This is a genomic window from Thermovibrio ammonificans HB-1 (assembly GCF_000185805.1).
Taxonomy (GTDB): Bacteria; Aquificota; Aquificia; order Desulfurobacteriales; family Desulfurobacteriaceae; genus Thermovibrio; species Thermovibrio ammonificans.
The window spans coordinates 1669178-1682965 of record NC_014926.1; the positions used below are offsets into that span (position 1 = coordinate 1669178).

Consider the following 13788-nt stretch of genomic DNA (forward strand, 5'->3'; position numbering starts at 1 on the left):
GTTTCCCCCGAAGTTGCAAGGTGAGGCGGAAACCCTAAGTTATCTCCACCGTCAAATTTTATAACGGAGTAAGAAATGGAGAGGAGCAGCTTCCAGAAGAAGCTCGAGATAGTTGCATCGGTTATAGGCGTTGTTGCCCTGTTCATAACGGCAATAGGTTACCCCCAGGTGGGGTTTGTGGTGGCGCTGTTTGCGTCGGCCCTCTACGCAACCTACGGCTACCTCACAAAACAGTACGGCATAATGGTTAGCTCCCTTATATACGCCGCCGTTGAGGTTGTGGGTATAATCAGGTGGGTTTTCCTGGGGGAACACAATGGATAGAAGACCGAGAATACTGCTCTCCAACGACGACGGCATACGCTCCGAAGGGCTCAAGGCCCTGTACAACGCCCTCTCGAGCTTTGCAGACGTTGTGGTTGTTGCCCCCGACAGGGAAAGAAGCGCTGTGGGAAGGGCCCTAACCCTTCACCGCCCCCTCAGGTGTGAACAGGTAGACGAAAACTGGTTCGCCGTAGACGGCACGCCCACAAGCTGCGTTTACATAGGCATCCACGCCATAATGAAGGGCCAAAAGCCCGACATGGTGGTAGGGGGAATCAACAGGGGCCCCAACTTGGGGGAGGATATCACCTACTCGGGCACCGTTTCGGTAGCCATGGAGGGGGCGCTGCTGGGGATACCGGGAGTGGCCTTTTCACTTGCAACGTTTAAAGACTTTCAGTGGGAGTCTGCCGCACGGTGGGCACAGCGAATAGTGAAGAAGGTCTTAGAGAGGGGGCTTCCGCAGGGCTGCTGCCTCAACGTAAACATTCCCAACCTGCCCTTCTCCCAGGTAAAGGGGGTAAAGGTAACAAGGCAGGGGAAGAAGAACTACACCGAGAAGGTGGAGGAGCGCAGAGACCCCTGGGGAAGGGTTTACTACTGGATAGGCGGGGAGGAGCCCGACTGGATTCCGGAGCCGGGAACCGACTACTGGGCCGTGAAAAACGGCTTTGTGTCTGTAACGCCGATACACCTTGACCTTACAGACTACAAGGCACTGGAGGAGCTTAAAAAGGTTGAGTGGTAAGGGTATTCTCTCTATAGCGTTCTGGAAGGGACTGGCCGCAAAGTACGGGGCGGCGGCCCTTGCGTTAAACGCCTTTATAGAGGCGATTTTCTTTCCCATTCCGCCTGACGTTCTGCTCGTAACGCTTGCGGCACTCTACCCGGATAAGGCCTTCTTCTACGCCGCAGTGGCAACCCTATTTTCAACCCTGGGAGGGGTTGTAGGCTACGCAGTCGGGTACGTAGGGGGCAGGCCTTTGGCCGAGAAGCTCTTCGGAAGAGAAAAGGTTTTGAAGGTACACAGACTCTACGAGAGCTACGAGGGCCTAATAATACTGCTTGCCGGGTTCACACCGCTGCCGTACAAGGTGTTTACGGTCACCTCGGGTGTTCTGTTTGCATCACTCAGGAAGTTGATTGTCTTCTCGCTTATCGGCAGGGGAACCCGCTTCTTTGCCGAAGCCGCCCTCTTTTACTTCTTCGGCCCCCAGGTGAAGTCGTTTGTTACCCAGAACCTAAACGCAATATTTTTAGGTTTAGGCGTTATTACGGTGCTGAGCTTCCTCGCCTACAGAAGATTTAAGAAGGGAAGGTTGCCATGAGCCGAAGGAGCTTCTTCAAACTCATAGGGAAGTCGCTGGCCCAAGCGGCCGCAGAGTTCACCTACGAGGTGACAAAGCCGACAAAGAGCTTCCTCCGCCCCCCCGGGAGTGCCGACGAGGATACCTTCCTTGCGGCCTGTACCAAGTGCCACAGCTGCGTCAAAAGCTGCCCCACCGGCGTTATAGACCTTGTAAAAGACGTTAACCCCTTGGTTTTCGAAACGCCGTTTATGAACTTCGAGAACAACCACTGCGAACGGTGCTACGCCTGCATAGATGCCTGCCCAAGCGGGGCACTGAGCAGGGAAAACCTTAAAAAATACAGGTACGTTGCAAAGCTCGTAAAGGAGCGGTGCGTAGCCTACGAGATGATTTTCTGTCAGAGCTGCTACTGGAGCTGCCCGAAAATGGACAAGGCGATAACCCTAAAGGAGTTCACCTACCCCGAGTTCCACGGTGAACACTGCTTAGGGTGCGGAAGGTGTGTAAACGCGTGCCCAACAAACCCGAAGGCCGTAGAGATTGTGAAAGTTGAAGGTGAAACAGCTTAAGACCCACGAAGCCCTGAAGCTCATAGGGAAAAAGCTCCCGTTCAAGAAGGTGCTCATCCACGGCGAGGAGGTTTACCTCACCCAACAGTTTGTAAAGAAGGTGGCGGCTCTACACCCGGTAGAGCGGTTCTTCCCCGAGGCCATAGACGAGTTCCTCAACTTTACCGGCTCAAGCCTTTTCGGCGGAAGCTCAATACCGGTAATCCTCTACGCCGAGGAGCTTCCCAAAACCCTAAAAAAGAAAAAAGAGCGGGAGCTCTTCCTGAAGAAGCTAAGGTCACTCGACACCTTCATAGTGGCCGCCCACTGCGAGCTCGACTACAGAACCCTTAAAGGCGAGCTCTTCTCCCAGGTGGAACAGCTGTGCGACGCCCTTTTAACCTCCGAAAGGCTGCCGGTCAACGCCATCTACGGCCTGCTCAACAAGAAGTTCCTCCAGTCGGGGAAAAAGGTGAGCAAAGAGGTTCTAAAGCTGCTCGTTGAGCTTGTTGGAACCGACCTAACAGAGCTCAGGCACGAGGCGGAGAAGCTGATAAACTACCCGGGAGAGCTAACGCCCGAAGTTGTAAGAGGGCTCGTCTTCCCCACGGAGAAATCCAACGCCTTTACGCTCATCTACCCCCTTGCCCGGGGCAACACAAAAGAGTACCTGAAGCAGCTGAACGCCCTCTTGGCCTCAGGCAACGAACCGCTCCAGCTCATAGCCCTCCTACAGACTCAAGCCCGCCAAGCAGTAAAGCTCGCCCTGAAGAAACAGGTAAAACTGCCAAAAGAAGCGGCAAAACAGATGGCCCTGCTGCTTAAACAGGTGGGGGCAAAGAGAATGCTCCTGCTACTCAAGGCCCTAAACGAGGCCGAGTTTGCCGTTAAGAGCGGCAGGGAGAGGGGAGAGCTTGCCCTGAAAAAGCTGGCCCTCGGGGACAATTTCAAATAAATTCTTGTCAAACCCTTTAGGAGGCTGCATGACCTTACTCTACTTCATAGTAGCCCTGGGAATACTCATATTCGTCCACGAGCTCGGCCACTTCATAGCCGCAAGGGCCTTCGGAGTGAGAGTGGAGACCTTCTCCATAGGCTTCGGGCCGAAGGTACTGAAGTTCCGCTGCTGCGACACGGAGTTTGCAGTAAGCCTGATTCCCCTCGGCGGCTACGTTAAAATGGCCGGCGAAGATCCCGACACACCGCCGAAACACCCTTACGAGTTCTACGCCAAACCTCCGTGGCAGAGGATAGTAATAGCCCTGGCAGGGCCGCTGATGAACCTGCTGCTTGCCGTTATCTTCTTTACGGCCTCCTACACCCTGGGACGCTACGTCCCCAGCTACCAGGTAGAGGCGGCAAAGGTCGGAATAGTGGTAGATAAGAGACTCCCCCTGAAACCCGGAGACGTTATAGAGAAAGTAAACGGCCAACCCGTTAAAAACTGGAAACAGCTCAACGAGGTGATAGCCCTGAACCCGAACAGGGAGCTCCACCTGGTTGTTAAAAGGGGAGAAAAAGAGCTGAACGTAACTGTTAAAACCGGCGAAGACTCCAAAAACGGTATCGGAACACTACCGGTTGTACCGGCGATAAAGCCGATAATAGGCAAAGTCCTTAAGAACTCTCCGGCCGCCAAGGCGGGCCTAAAAGAGGGAGACGTTATCCTTAAAATCAACGGAAGGGAAATTACAAGCTGGAACCAGGTTGTAAAAACGATAAGTAACAGCGGCGGCAAGCCCGTTGAGTTGGAGATTCTGAGGGGTAAAGAGAAACTAACCGTAAAGGTTAAGCCCCACCTTAACAGGAAGCTCCACAGGTACACAATCGGCATAGTCCCGAAAATAGACCTCACCTACGTTAAATACCCCCTGCCTCAGGCCCTTAAAAAGGGCATAGAGGAGTTTAAGAACCAAACCGAGCTCTTTTTCACCTTCCTGTACAAGCTGGTAACCGGACAGGCCTCTATAAAGAGCCTCGGAGGGCCGATACTCATAGCCCAGGTGGCAGGCAAGGCGGCACAGGCAGGCCTGTCGAACTTCATCTACTTCATGGGCTTTATAAGCCTGCAGCTGGGCTACTTTAACCTGCTGCCGCTACCGGTTCTCGACGGCGGACTCATCCTCCTATTCCTCATAGAGATGGTAAGGAGGAGGCCCCTGTCTGCCTCCTTTAGGGAGAAGTTTCAGCAGGTTGGCCTTGCCCTTATAGCCTTACTCATGGTGATAGTTTTCTACAACGACATAATGAGGCTCTTCCAATGAAGAAGGAGCGGCTGGACAAACTGCTCGTTGAGAGGGGAATCGTAAAGAGCAGGGAGAGGGCAAAAGCCCTCATAATGGCAGGTAAAGTGCTCGTAAACGGACAGGTTGTAGACAAAGCTGGAACGGCCGTTCCCGCCGACGCAAGAGTGGAGGTTAAGGGCGAGGATATCCCCTACGTATCAAGGGGCGGACTGAAGCTGGAAACAGCCATTAAGGCCTTCAACTTAAATGTTGAAGGCTTCACCTGCCTCGACGTAGGCGCTTCTACGGGAGGTTTTACAGACTGCCTGTTAAAGCACGGCGCCCGAAAAGTTTACGCCGTAGACGTAGGCAAGGGGCAGCTCGACTGGAAGCTGAGGAACGACCCGAGGGTAGTCTCAATAGAGCAGTTTAACGCAAGGTACCTCACCGAAAAGGAAGTTCCCGAAAGGGTAGACCTTGTGGTTATAGACGTCTCCTTCATCTCCCTTACCAAAATTCTCCCCGTAGTGAAGCAGTTTTTAAAACCGGGAGCCAAGGTGGTGGCGCTTATAAAGCCCCAGTTTGAGCTCACAAAGAGAGAGGTGGATAAAGGCAAGGGGGTTATTAAGGACCCGAAGCTCCACAGGAAAGCGGTAGAGAAGGTGCTGAACTTCGCCAGGGAGATAGGGCTCTACCCGGAGGGGATAACGCTATCTAAGCCGCTGGGGCCTAAGGGCAACAAGGAGTTCCTCGTTCTCCTCTCCCAGAACAGCTCAGACGATAGGGTCTCCGACAGGGAGATTGAAGAGGCGATAAACAGCCGTTAACCCCCTCCGTTTCAATTAATAGCATGGTATTTAAAAGTTAAGAACCTAAATAGCCCGAATTTTTCACGAAAATTTTATATTCGGAATATATTCTATTGTGTGGGCAGGGGTTTTATCCCTTTAGAAACGTTAAAAATCAAGCATCAATTAAAGGTGTTTTAAGAATCTGAGTTCAGCTTTTTCACTTTAAACTCACTTTTCGGAGGGGGAAAATGGCCATCGACATCGCAAGCCTCACGGAGAAGGGAGAAGCCGTTCTCAGGGACTTTGTAACAAGGAACAGGCTGGACGGCGCGATAGTTGCCTCCGCCGAAGGTCTGGAGATTGTCAGCTACTTTACCTCGGACCTGGACAGGGACCTCCTGGCCGCAGATTTTGCCTCGGTTCTTGCGGGGGTTGAGGGTCTGCTCAACGACTCAAACAAGGGTGAGCTTTCGGAAATCATCGTTAAAGGTGAGAACGGCTACCTTGCAATCGTCTCGCTGGGAGAGAACGTGGTTCTCGGCGTTCTCGCACCAACGGGGCAGAAGTTGGGAGTGCTAATCATCGCAATGCAACAGCTGGTTAAGAAACTCAAGAGCCTTTAAAACTCTCTAACCGCACTCTCTTAAGGAGAAGAAACTCTCTTTAAGGGGGGGAATTATGGAGGGAAGCGCAATGGCAAAAGAGGAGCTTCACCAACTGATGGAGAAGATGAAAAGCCACGAGATAACTCAGGTTGAGTTCTTCAGGGGCATCATGAAAATCCTTGCCCACATGGACGTCCACGAGGAAGACCTTCAGGGAGTTACTCCGTTACTGCTCAACTTCATAAACAGGCTCATCCAGAACATGGAGAAGAGAGGAGCCTAAGTGATGTTTAAGAACCTTGTAAGGAGCTTCCCCTCCCTGTTCGGCGCCGAGGAGAAGAAAAGCGACGGGCCCCTTCTCCTGACCCAGGAGAACAGGATACTGGGGCCCATCTTCGGAAGGGTTAAGAAGGAGCTCTCTAAGTTCAGGGATATAAAGGAAGTTGCCGTATTCTCGGACACCGGTCTGCTGGTTGCAAAGGAGCCGGTTAGCCCCAAAGGGGCGCCCCTTAAGGTTGAGAAGCTCTCCCCCCTCATCTACGAGCTTCACCGGCTCAGCGCAGACGGCCAGATACTCTCCTTCGTCTGCCTCGAGGGGGTGAGGGTCTTTATCAAAAGGTTTACAAAACCGAACTTCTACCTGGTTGTTGTAACGGGTAAGCAGACCCCCATAGGGGCACTCGTATCCTACTTAAACAGCCTGAGGATAGAGTAAAATGCTCTGCCTCAACGAGAAGCTGACGATAGGAAGGGTTACGTTCGACATCCAAACCGAGTTCAAACCGAAAAGCGGCTCCGTTGTCAGCGTTATCGTTAAAGACGGCAGGGTCTTAAAGAAGATTACGAAGAAAGTTCCCGAAGGCTCAGATCCCGGCACCCAGGTGAAAGAGCTTCACTCCTCGGTGGTGAAGCTCCTCTACAAAAAGGTCTTCTCGGCGGTAAAGAAGAAAGGAGTCTCGGCGGCCGCCGAGCTTAGGCAGCGGTTCGCAGAGCTCATAAAGGAGACCATCCCCGAAGAGGAGGTAGATTACCTCTTCTTCTCCCTAAACGGGGTAGAGGTTGAGTTTAAAGGGAACTTCAGGATGAAAAACGAGCTCCAGAGGGCAATAGAGAGACTCTCAAAGTGCCAGACCAAGAAGCTCGGAGCGGTTAAGGAGCTCATACTGCAGGTCAACGGCTTCACCGCAATCTCGTTGGTTGAAGATAAAAGCCGCTTCCTGATGGTTTCACACAGCCTCAACATAGGGAAGGCCTTTGCCCTTGCGAGGCAGCTCAAGGGGAAGATAGGGAAGCTCCTTACCGGGAGCGCAACCCCTTCAAAACCTCAAGTAGCCTCTCCACCTTAGAGCGAAGGGGAAGAGGTAAGCTCTTCACCTCAGCAGGAGACATCCCCATAGGAACCCAGACAACGGCGTCCAGGTGAACCGGCGGAATTCCAACAACCTCGGCGAGCTCCCTCCACCCCTTAACGGAGGGGAGGAGCTTCGAGAGCCTCGAATCAAGCGGTATCTCTACCCCTTCAATGCCGTGCGGCTCCCTGCCGAAGGCCACCCTGTAGCCGTAGAGGAACATCTTTGCCGCAAAAACCACAGTTTTCGCGCTTTCCTTCTGCCCCATACAGGTGGCAAGCCTGCCGACAAAAGCTGAAAGGTCTTCGGCTAAGGGTTCAACTCCCTCCTTAAATAACTCCTCAACGCACCTTAAGGCCTTCTCAAACCTCTTGAGCTTAGCCCCGATAAAACGCCTGTTGTAGAGCCTCAGAAACTCGGGGAACTCCTCGAGCCCCCTGCCGGAGGAGAAAAAGTCGGAGAACTTCTCCCAGTACTCCTCGCCCCTCATAGAGAGCTGGTAGGAAAGGAGGGCGTTCAACACAACGAGCTTCAGAAACAGCTCGGGGTCATTCACCGAAGCATAAAGCCTCTTCAGGGCCCTAAACTGCCTGTCGTACTCCTCAATCAGGCGGGCGTCGTCGGCGGTAAAGGCGGCAAGGGCCTCTAAAAGGCTGTTACTCCTGCTCCGCAAGGGATTGCTCCTTCACCTTCCCGGCGTACTCCCTGACCTCCCTCACCTTCCTCTCAAGGAGCCTCTTTATGCCGAAGTAGGAGAGAACGGAGCAGATGGAGCCCAAAAGAACCCCCCCGACAAACATCGGAACGAGAATCTCCTTACCGCTTGCAAGGAGGGAGTGGAAAGAAGAAAGGTCTACCTTGGGAAAGCAGGCGTGCCTGCCCATAACGAAACAGCCAACGTAGTAGTCGAATATGAGGATGGGAATCGTTGTCCACGGATTCGTTACGTGGGTCCCTACGGCGGCGGCAACTTTACTCGCCCGTGTGAGGGTTGCTATGGTTACCGCAACTATCACCTGAAAGCCGATTATCGGCAGAAAGCCGATAAAAACGCCCAAGGCCAGTCCTTTTGCCGTCTCGTCGGACCGCTCCTTCAGCTCCAGCAGCTTGTTCAGGTAGAACTTCGGGGATAGGGCAGACTTTATTCCACCTTTCATAACGTTTTTCAGTTTATAAAATATTTATTGGGAAATCAAGGCCGCACTCCACGTGAACTCCGCTATTGAAAGAGCCAACCGTTAGTGTTAAATTTGCCACTGCACTTCTATCGGGAGGTAGACTATGGCCAAGTGCGCTATATGCGGAAAGACAACCATATTCGTAAACAAGGTGAGCCACTCCCACAGGGTAACCAGCAAGAAGCAGAGGGCAAACCTCCAGAGGGTTAAGGCCATCGTAAACGGCGAGAAGAAGAGGATTTGGGTCTGCACCAAGTGCCTCAAGGCCGGTAAGGTTCAGAAGGCCATATAAGAGCCGGCTCCTGCCGGCCCCTTAAACTTTCTGGAGGCTCCTCACTATCTCCTGGAGCTGGGCCGTTGCCCTCTCGAGGGGTACTTTCTCTAAGTTGGGCGAGAAGAAGCGTATAAAGCCGTACTTGTCTATAACAACAACGGAAGGGACCGAAAGGTTCTTAACCCTCTCCTTAAAGAGCTTGTAAACGTAGCTGTCTGCGGAAACCACTACCCGCTTTACGCCCATGAGCCTTTTAAACTGGTAAACCTGGGCAAAGTCGGCGTCGTTTACCGAAACGACGATAAAAGTAGTCCCCTTCAGGTTCAACCTCTCCAAGGCAGAAACGAGCCTCTCGGTAAAGGGGGTGAAGAGGCCGTCTACGAAGAAGACGACAACGGTTTTACCGAGAAGCTCCCTCGAGCAGAGCTTCCCCTCCCCAAACAGCGGCACCGAAAAGGCCGGGGCGATTATCTTTTTAACCTCAACGGAGTAGGGTTTAGGCTTTACCTTCTTCGGTGCAACTTTCAGCTTCGGGAGCTTTGTCACCTCCCTCTTCGGAAGGGGTTTCTTGGGAAGCAGTATGTACCAGTCGGCGAATGCGTTAGCCGGGGCGAATATGGCAAGAAGCGCTAAGGCTACTAAGTGGCGACCCAACTTCTGAGAACCTCCTCGGGGTTGTCGCTGCGCATAAGGGTCTCTCCTACGAGGAAGGCGTCCACTCCCCTTTCCCTCAGGGTAACTATCTCCTCCTTCCCCTTTATGCCGCTTTCGGAAACGGCAACCTTACCTTCAGACTTGATTATCGGCAGCAGCCTCAGAGTTGTAGAGATGGAAACCTTAAAGGTTTTCAAATCCCTGTTGTTAACCCCCACTATCTCCGCTCCGGCCTTTAAAGCCCTCTCAACCTCTTCCTCGGTGTGGGTCTCAACCAGGGGCTCCATGCCGAGCTCCCTGCCGAGCTCTATGAAGTCCCTGAGCTGGTCGTCGGAGAGTATGGAAACGATGAGGAGAAACGAGGAAGCCCCGAGGGCCTTGGCACCGTAAATCTGGAACTCGTCTATTATGAAGTCCTTCCTTAAAACGGGGAGCTTCACTTCCGCAGCTACCTGCCTCAGGAAGAAGGGGGAGCCCTGGAAGAACTTCCTGTCGGTGAGGACCGACACGGCCCTGGCCCCGCCCCTCTCATAGGCCTTGGCTACGGCAACAGGGTCGAAATCCTCGCGGATAACCCCCTTAGAGGGTGAGGCCTTCTTCACCTCGGCTATGATGTTAACGCCGTTGGCCGTAAGGGCAGCCTTAAAGTCGTAGGGAACCTTCAGGCGCTCTGCCTCCTCCCGCAGGGCGGAGAGGTTGAACTTCTTCTTAAGCTCTTCAACTTCCTGCCGTTTGTACTCAACTATTCTGTCGAGGATTGTCACCTCTTGCCTCCTCTGCCCGCTTTCTCGCCTTCTCCCTTACCGACTCTGCCTTCCCCGGGTAGTTTACCTGCTTGGAACGGGCAACGGCCAGGGCGTTATCCGGAACGTCCCGGGTAATTACAGAGCCGGCGGCAGTTATCGCACCGTCTCCCACCTTTACCGGAGCTATAAAGAGGGTGTTGCTGCCAACGAAAACGTTTCTGCCTATTTCCGTTCTCCACTTGGCAAAGCCGTCGTAGTTGCAGGTAATAGTGCCGGCTCCAACGTTGGTGTTCTCCCCTACAGTGCAGTCACCAAGGTAGGTGAGGTGGTTGGCCTTGGCTCCCTCTTTCAGGTGGGCCTTCTTGGTCTCTACAAAGCTTCCAACCCGAGAGCCACCCTCAAGGACGGTTCCCTCCCTCAGCCTGGAGAAGGGTCCGCAGGAGGCACCTCCTTTCAGAGTGGCCCCGCTCATCCAGCAGTGGCTCTCAACGGTGCACCCTTCCCCTATGAAGGAATCCCTTATGTCGCAGAAGGGCCCCACTACTGTCCCTTTCTTGATAACGGTTTTGCCCCTTAAGTAGAGGGGGCCGAAGAGCTCAACGTCGGGCTCAACCGTAACGTCGGGCTCAACGTAAACGGTTTGGGGGTTGTGAACGGTAACGCCGGAGAGCTGAAGCTCCTTGACTATTCTGTCCCTCATAACCGACTCTGCAGCCGCGAGCTGGTGTCTGTTGTTAACCCCCATTACAGACTCAAAGTCGCTGGTGAGAACGGGAACAACCGAAAGCCCCTCCTTTTGGAAGACCTTTAGAACATCCGGCAGGTAGTACTCCCCTTGAGCGTTGTTGTTGTCTATCTGCTCAAGGGCCCTGAAGAGAGGCTCCGCCGAGAAGGCGTATATTCCGGTGTTAATCTCGGTTATAAGACGCTCTTCCGGCGTTGCGTCCTTCTCCTCAACTATCTTCAAAACGGCGTTGCCGTCGCGAACCACCCTGCCGTAGCCGGTAGGGTCTTCGGTTTTTGCCGTAAGAACAACCATATCGCCGGGAGTAGATGCAACGGCCTTTATGTCTTCGGGCCTTACAAGGGGGGTATCCCCGTTGAGAACCACAACTTTACCCGAGTAATTTTTAAGGAGCTCCCTGCACTGGGCAACGGCGTGGCCGGTTCCCAGCTGCCGGCTCTGGTAAACCGTTTTCACCTGAGGGTAGTTCTCCCTCAGGAACTCCTCAACGAGCTCCCTCTTGTGGCCTACAACCACTATAACTTCTTCGGAGCCGGCCTCAAGGGCCGCCTTCACAACGTACCAGAGCATAGGCTTACCCAGTATGGGGTGGAGGACTTTGGGAAGCTCCGACTTGAACCTTGTGCCTTTCCCGGCTGCGAGAACTACCGTTTTAAACCCCACTGCTTTCCCCCGTAGTTACAGTTTTTTTAAAAACGGCCTCCGGGTCGTTTAGGTAGTCCCGGACTATCTTTGAGTGGTCGAAAACGAGCCTCTCAAGAGGCACGGCGTCGTAGTGGAATATCCGGGCCTTTTTGGCGTCGTCTGAGCCTACGGGCTCTCCCCGGGCAACGCACTCAAAGACTACCGACACAACGTGGATACCCCTCGGGTCCCGGTTAGGGTCGGAGTAGACTTTAAACTGCCTTATGGGTATAACGTCGAGGGTAAGCTCTTCCTTCATCTCCCTTATAACGGCGCGTTCAACGGTCTCTCCCACTTCAACAAAGCCCCCGGGAAGGGCAAGGCCCACCGGAGGGTACTTGCGCTCTATGAGAACTATCCCGAGGAACTCTCCCGCTTCGTTTTGAACGTTTACCAGGGCGTCTACGGCCAGGTAGGGCGTTTTGGGCGGAAAGGGCATCAGTCACCTCCCACTTCACCGGAGAGAATCTGCTGAAGGAAGTTTCTCTTCCTCACCTTCTCGTACTCCTTACGGAGGTCGAAACCTCTTCCTTTGGCATCTACCAAAACGGCACTGACGCTGCCTATGGCAACTTCCGCTTCCACTTTAATTGGCAGGTGGCGCTCGTCTGCCGAAAACCACATAACCACCTTTCCCTTCCTCTCAAAGGCCCCCTCGGGAGAGAGGTTGTTGGAGGGGATAACCTTGTAGGCCTCTATCTTCCCGAAGAGGGTCTCTACCTTCTCCTTGGCCACAACTTTGAAGCTGACGTTTTGGAACCTGCCCCCTGCAAACAGGGGGAAAACGGTTTCGGCCCCTACCTTAAAGCGGCCGTACTTCCTGAAGAAGTAGGTGGAGGTAACTATATCCTCAAAGGGGATAAAGGGAATTTTTATGTATTTAACTTCAACTTTGTGTTTCTTGGGGTTGATTTTCTCGTATTTAACCACCCTCTTTTTAAGGTCGTAGGTGTAGACCCTCTCCCTCTGGTAGTGGCCCTCGTACTGGAAGAGGTAGGTCTTTTCGGGGGTGAGGGTTTTCAGGTTCCAGATAGAGTAGCCTTCGTCGGAGATTTTCTTGAACCAGGAGGCAACTCCGGCCGTGGAGATTTTCCCCCAGAGCTTCAGCCTCCCCCCTTTTAAGGGGGTAACTTTCGAGCTCGAGTCGGCAACGTGGAATATGGTCCAGTAGAGGCGAAACTTCAGCTCCTCTCCGGCAAAGTCGTACCGAGAGGGGTGCTTCGAGATAAGGAGCTTCGGCCTGTAGCCGTCGGCCCCTAAGGAACTACACGATAAACATAGCGTCACCGTAGCTGTAGAAACGATAACCCTCTTTAACAGCTTCCCTGTAAGCATTGAGTACTTTCTCCCTTCCGGCAAAGGCCGAAACGAGCATGATGAGCGTTGAACGGGGCAGGTGGAAGTTGGTCACAAGGGCGTCAACAACCTTGAACCTGTAGCCGGGGTAGATGAAGAGGTTGGTGGAACCTTCACCTGCCTTAACGGTGCCGTCTTCCCCTGCGGCGCTCTCGAGGGTTCTAACAACAGTTGTACCAACGGCCACAATCCTTCGGCCCTCCTGCTTGGCCCTGTTCACCTCGAGGGCCGTCTCCTGGGGAACGCTGTAGACCTCGTAGTCCATCTGGTGCTTTTCAACCTCTTCAACTTTAACAGGCTTAAAAGTCCCCGGCCCCACGTGTAGGGTAACGGTTTTAATTATAATGCCCTTGTCCCGGAGCCGCTCCAGAAGCTCTTCAGTAAAGTGCAAACCTGCAGTAGGAGCGGCAACGGCGCCGGGCCTGGAGGCGAACACCGTTTGGTAGAGCTTCCTATCCTCGGGCCTCTCCTCCCTCTCTATGTAGGGAGGAAGGGGAACGTGGCCCACCTGCTCCAGTAGCTCCATAAAGCTCACCCCTTCGGGAACCCTGAACCGCACGAGCCTTCTGCCCTCTCCGGCGTAGCCCTCAACAGTGCCCCTGAGGCCTCCCTCAAAAACGAGCTCCTTGCCGGTTTTGAGCTTTTTCGCGGGCTTTGCCATAACCTCCCACAGGTCGGGCTCAACCTGCCGGAGGAGCAGAAGCTCCACCTTTGCCCCGGTAGAGAGCCGGCCAAGCAGCCTTGCCGGTATAACTTTGGTATCGTTGAGAACGAGAACGTCTCCCGGAACCAGGTAGTCCACTATATCCCTGAAAATCCTGTGCTCAATTTCGCCTGTATCCCTGTGGAGAACCATGAGCCTTGCAGAGTCCCTGGGCTCTGCGGGAAACTTGGCTATCAGCTCCTTTGGAAGGTGGTAATCGAAGTCGCTAACTTTCAACTCTGCCCCCGAAGAGGGTTTCAACAGTAAATTAACCTCCCCGGTTTTGAACGGGGGAA

The 13788-nt window shown here is 53.6% G+C and carries 20 protein-coding genes; 12 read left to right on the forward strand and 8 right to left on the reverse strand.

What is annotated here, in order from left to right:
* Positions 1–75 precede the first annotated feature (75 nt).
* The 11 genes from THEAM_RS08715 to THEAM_RS08765 all read left to right on the forward strand — a co-directional run bounded on the left by THEAM_RS08715 (position 76) and on the right by THEAM_RS08765 (position 7149).
* Positions 76–324, forward strand: coding sequence for a nicotinamide mononucleotide transporter (locus THEAM_RS08715; RefSeq protein WP_013538452.1), 249 nt, complete (start codon positions 76–78; stop codon positions 322–324).
* Entirely contained in the window at positions 317–1072 is a 756-nt protein-coding gene (surE, locus tag THEAM_RS08720; RefSeq protein WP_013538453.1) for a 5'/3'-nucleotidase SurE, read from the forward strand. The genes THEAM_RS08715 and surE overlap by 8 nt, the downstream gene beginning before the upstream one ends.
* Positions 1062–1652 carry a YqaA family protein gene (locus THEAM_RS08725; RefSeq protein WP_013538454.1) on the forward strand — a complete coding sequence of 197 codons (591 nt, stop codon included), beginning with the start codon at positions 1062–1064 and terminating at the stop codon, positions 1650–1652. Before surE ends, THEAM_RS08725 begins: the two co-directional genes overlap by 11 nt.
* Positions 1649–2203 carry a 4Fe-4S dicluster domain-containing protein gene (locus tag THEAM_RS08730; protein ID WP_013538455.1) on the forward strand — a complete coding sequence of 185 codons (555 nt, stop codon included), beginning with the start codon at positions 1649–1651 and terminating at the stop codon, positions 2201–2203. Before THEAM_RS08725 ends, THEAM_RS08730 begins: the two co-directional genes overlap by 4 nt.
* Positions 2190–3137: a DNA polymerase III subunit delta gene (gene holA / locus THEAM_RS08735; protein WP_157629635.1), complete on the forward strand. Its 948-nt coding sequence runs from the start codon at positions 2190–2192 to the stop codon at positions 3135–3137. The genes THEAM_RS08730 and holA overlap by 14 nt, the downstream gene beginning before the upstream one ends.
* 28 nt (positions 3138–3165) lie before the next feature.
* The gene (gene rseP, locus THEAM_RS08740; RefSeq protein ID WP_013538457.1) at positions 3166–4446 is read left to right on the forward strand and encodes an RIP metalloprotease RseP; all 1281 of its coding nucleotides are present in this window, start codon (positions 3166–3168) and stop codon (positions 4444–4446) included.
* On the forward strand, positions 4443–5234 hold the full coding sequence (locus THEAM_RS08745; RefSeq protein WP_013538458.1) for a TlyA family RNA methyltransferase: 792 nt from the start codon (positions 4443–4445) through the stop codon (positions 5232–5234). The genes rseP and THEAM_RS08745 overlap by 4 nt, the downstream gene beginning before the upstream one ends.
* Positions 5235–5446: 212 nt before the next feature.
* Positions 5447–5821 carry a roadblock/LC7 domain-containing protein gene (locus THEAM_RS08750; RefSeq protein ID WP_013538459.1) on the forward strand — a complete coding sequence of 125 codons (375 nt, stop codon included), beginning with the start codon at positions 5447–5449 and terminating at the stop codon, positions 5819–5821.
* Between the two features lie 55 nt (positions 5822–5876).
* Positions 5877–6086 carry a hypothetical protein gene (locus tag THEAM_RS08755; RefSeq protein ID WP_157629637.1) on the forward strand — a complete coding sequence of 70 codons (210 nt, stop codon included), beginning with the start codon at positions 5877–5879 and terminating at the stop codon, positions 6084–6086.
* Positions 6087–6089: 3 nt separating this feature from the next.
* Positions 6090–6518 (forward strand): hypothetical protein, encoded by a 429-nt coding sequence (locus THEAM_RS08760; protein ID WP_013538461.1) that lies wholly within the window; start codon positions 6090–6092, stop codon positions 6516–6518.
* 1 nt (position 6519) lies between these two features.
* Complete coding sequence (locus tag THEAM_RS08765) at positions 6520–7149, forward strand: hypothetical protein (protein ID WP_041439609.1); 630 nt, start codon at positions 6520–6522, stop codon at positions 7147–7149.
* Here the strand turns inward: THEAM_RS08765 and THEAM_RS08770 are convergent.
* Both THEAM_RS08770 and THEAM_RS08775 read right to left on the reverse strand, forming a co-directional pair.
* On the reverse strand, positions 7100–7825 hold the full coding sequence (locus THEAM_RS08770) for an N-glycosylase/DNA lyase (protein ID WP_013538462.1): 726 nt from the start codon (positions 7823–7825) through the stop codon (positions 7100–7102). The genes THEAM_RS08765 and THEAM_RS08770 overlap by 50 nt on opposite strands.
* Positions 7809–8309, reverse strand: coding sequence for a DUF2062 domain-containing protein (locus THEAM_RS08775; protein ID WP_013538463.1), 501 nt, complete (start codon positions 8307–8309; stop codon positions 7809–7811). Before THEAM_RS08775 ends, THEAM_RS08770 begins: the two co-directional genes overlap by 17 nt.
* A 124-nt stretch (positions 8310–8433) precedes the next feature.
* Here THEAM_RS08775 and rpmB point away from each other — a divergent pair, with 124 nt between their 5' ends.
* Complete coding sequence (rpmB, locus tag THEAM_RS08780) at positions 8434–8622, forward strand: 50S ribosomal protein L28 (RefSeq protein ID WP_013538464.1); 189 nt, start codon at positions 8434–8436, stop codon at positions 8620–8622.
* 21 nt (positions 8623–8643) lie between these two features.
* On the opposite strand, the gene THEAM_RS08785 is transcribed toward rpmB, so the two are convergent.
* Genes THEAM_RS08785 through queA form a run of 6 tightly spaced genes read right to left on the reverse strand, consistent with a single transcriptional unit; the run spans position 8644 to position 13729 of the window.
* Entirely contained in the window at positions 8644–9258 is a 615-nt protein-coding gene (locus THEAM_RS08785) for a redoxin domain-containing protein (protein ID WP_013538465.1), read from the reverse strand.
* Positions 9243–10022: an indole-3-glycerol phosphate synthase TrpC gene (gene trpC, locus THEAM_RS08790; RefSeq protein WP_013538466.1), complete on the reverse strand. Its 780-nt coding sequence runs from the start codon at positions 10020–10022 to the stop codon at positions 9243–9245. Before trpC ends, THEAM_RS08785 begins: the two co-directional genes overlap by 16 nt.
* The gene (glmU, locus tag THEAM_RS08795; RefSeq protein WP_013538467.1) at positions 9997–11412 is read right to left on the reverse strand and encodes a bifunctional UDP-N-acetylglucosamine diphosphorylase/glucosamine-1-phosphate N-acetyltransferase GlmU; all 1416 of its coding nucleotides are present in this window, start codon (positions 11410–11412) and stop codon (positions 9997–9999) included. The genes trpC and glmU overlap by 26 nt, the downstream gene beginning before the upstream one ends.
* Positions 11402–11872 (reverse strand): NUDIX domain-containing protein, encoded by a 471-nt coding sequence (locus tag THEAM_RS08800; RefSeq protein WP_013538468.1) that lies wholly within the window; start codon positions 11870–11872, stop codon positions 11402–11404. Before THEAM_RS08800 ends, glmU begins: the two co-directional genes overlap by 11 nt.
* Complete coding sequence (locus tag THEAM_RS08805) at positions 11872–12768, reverse strand: DUF3108 domain-containing protein (protein WP_157629638.1); 897 nt, start codon at positions 12766–12768, stop codon at positions 11872–11874. Before THEAM_RS08805 ends, THEAM_RS08800 begins: the two co-directional genes overlap by 1 nt.
* On the reverse strand, positions 12698–13729 hold the full coding sequence (queA, locus tag THEAM_RS08810) for a tRNA preQ1(34) S-adenosylmethionine ribosyltransferase-isomerase QueA (RefSeq protein ID WP_013538470.1): 1032 nt from the start codon (positions 13727–13729) through the stop codon (positions 12698–12700). The genes THEAM_RS08805 and queA overlap by 71 nt, the downstream gene beginning before the upstream one ends.
* Positions 13730–13788 lie beyond the last annotated feature (59 nt).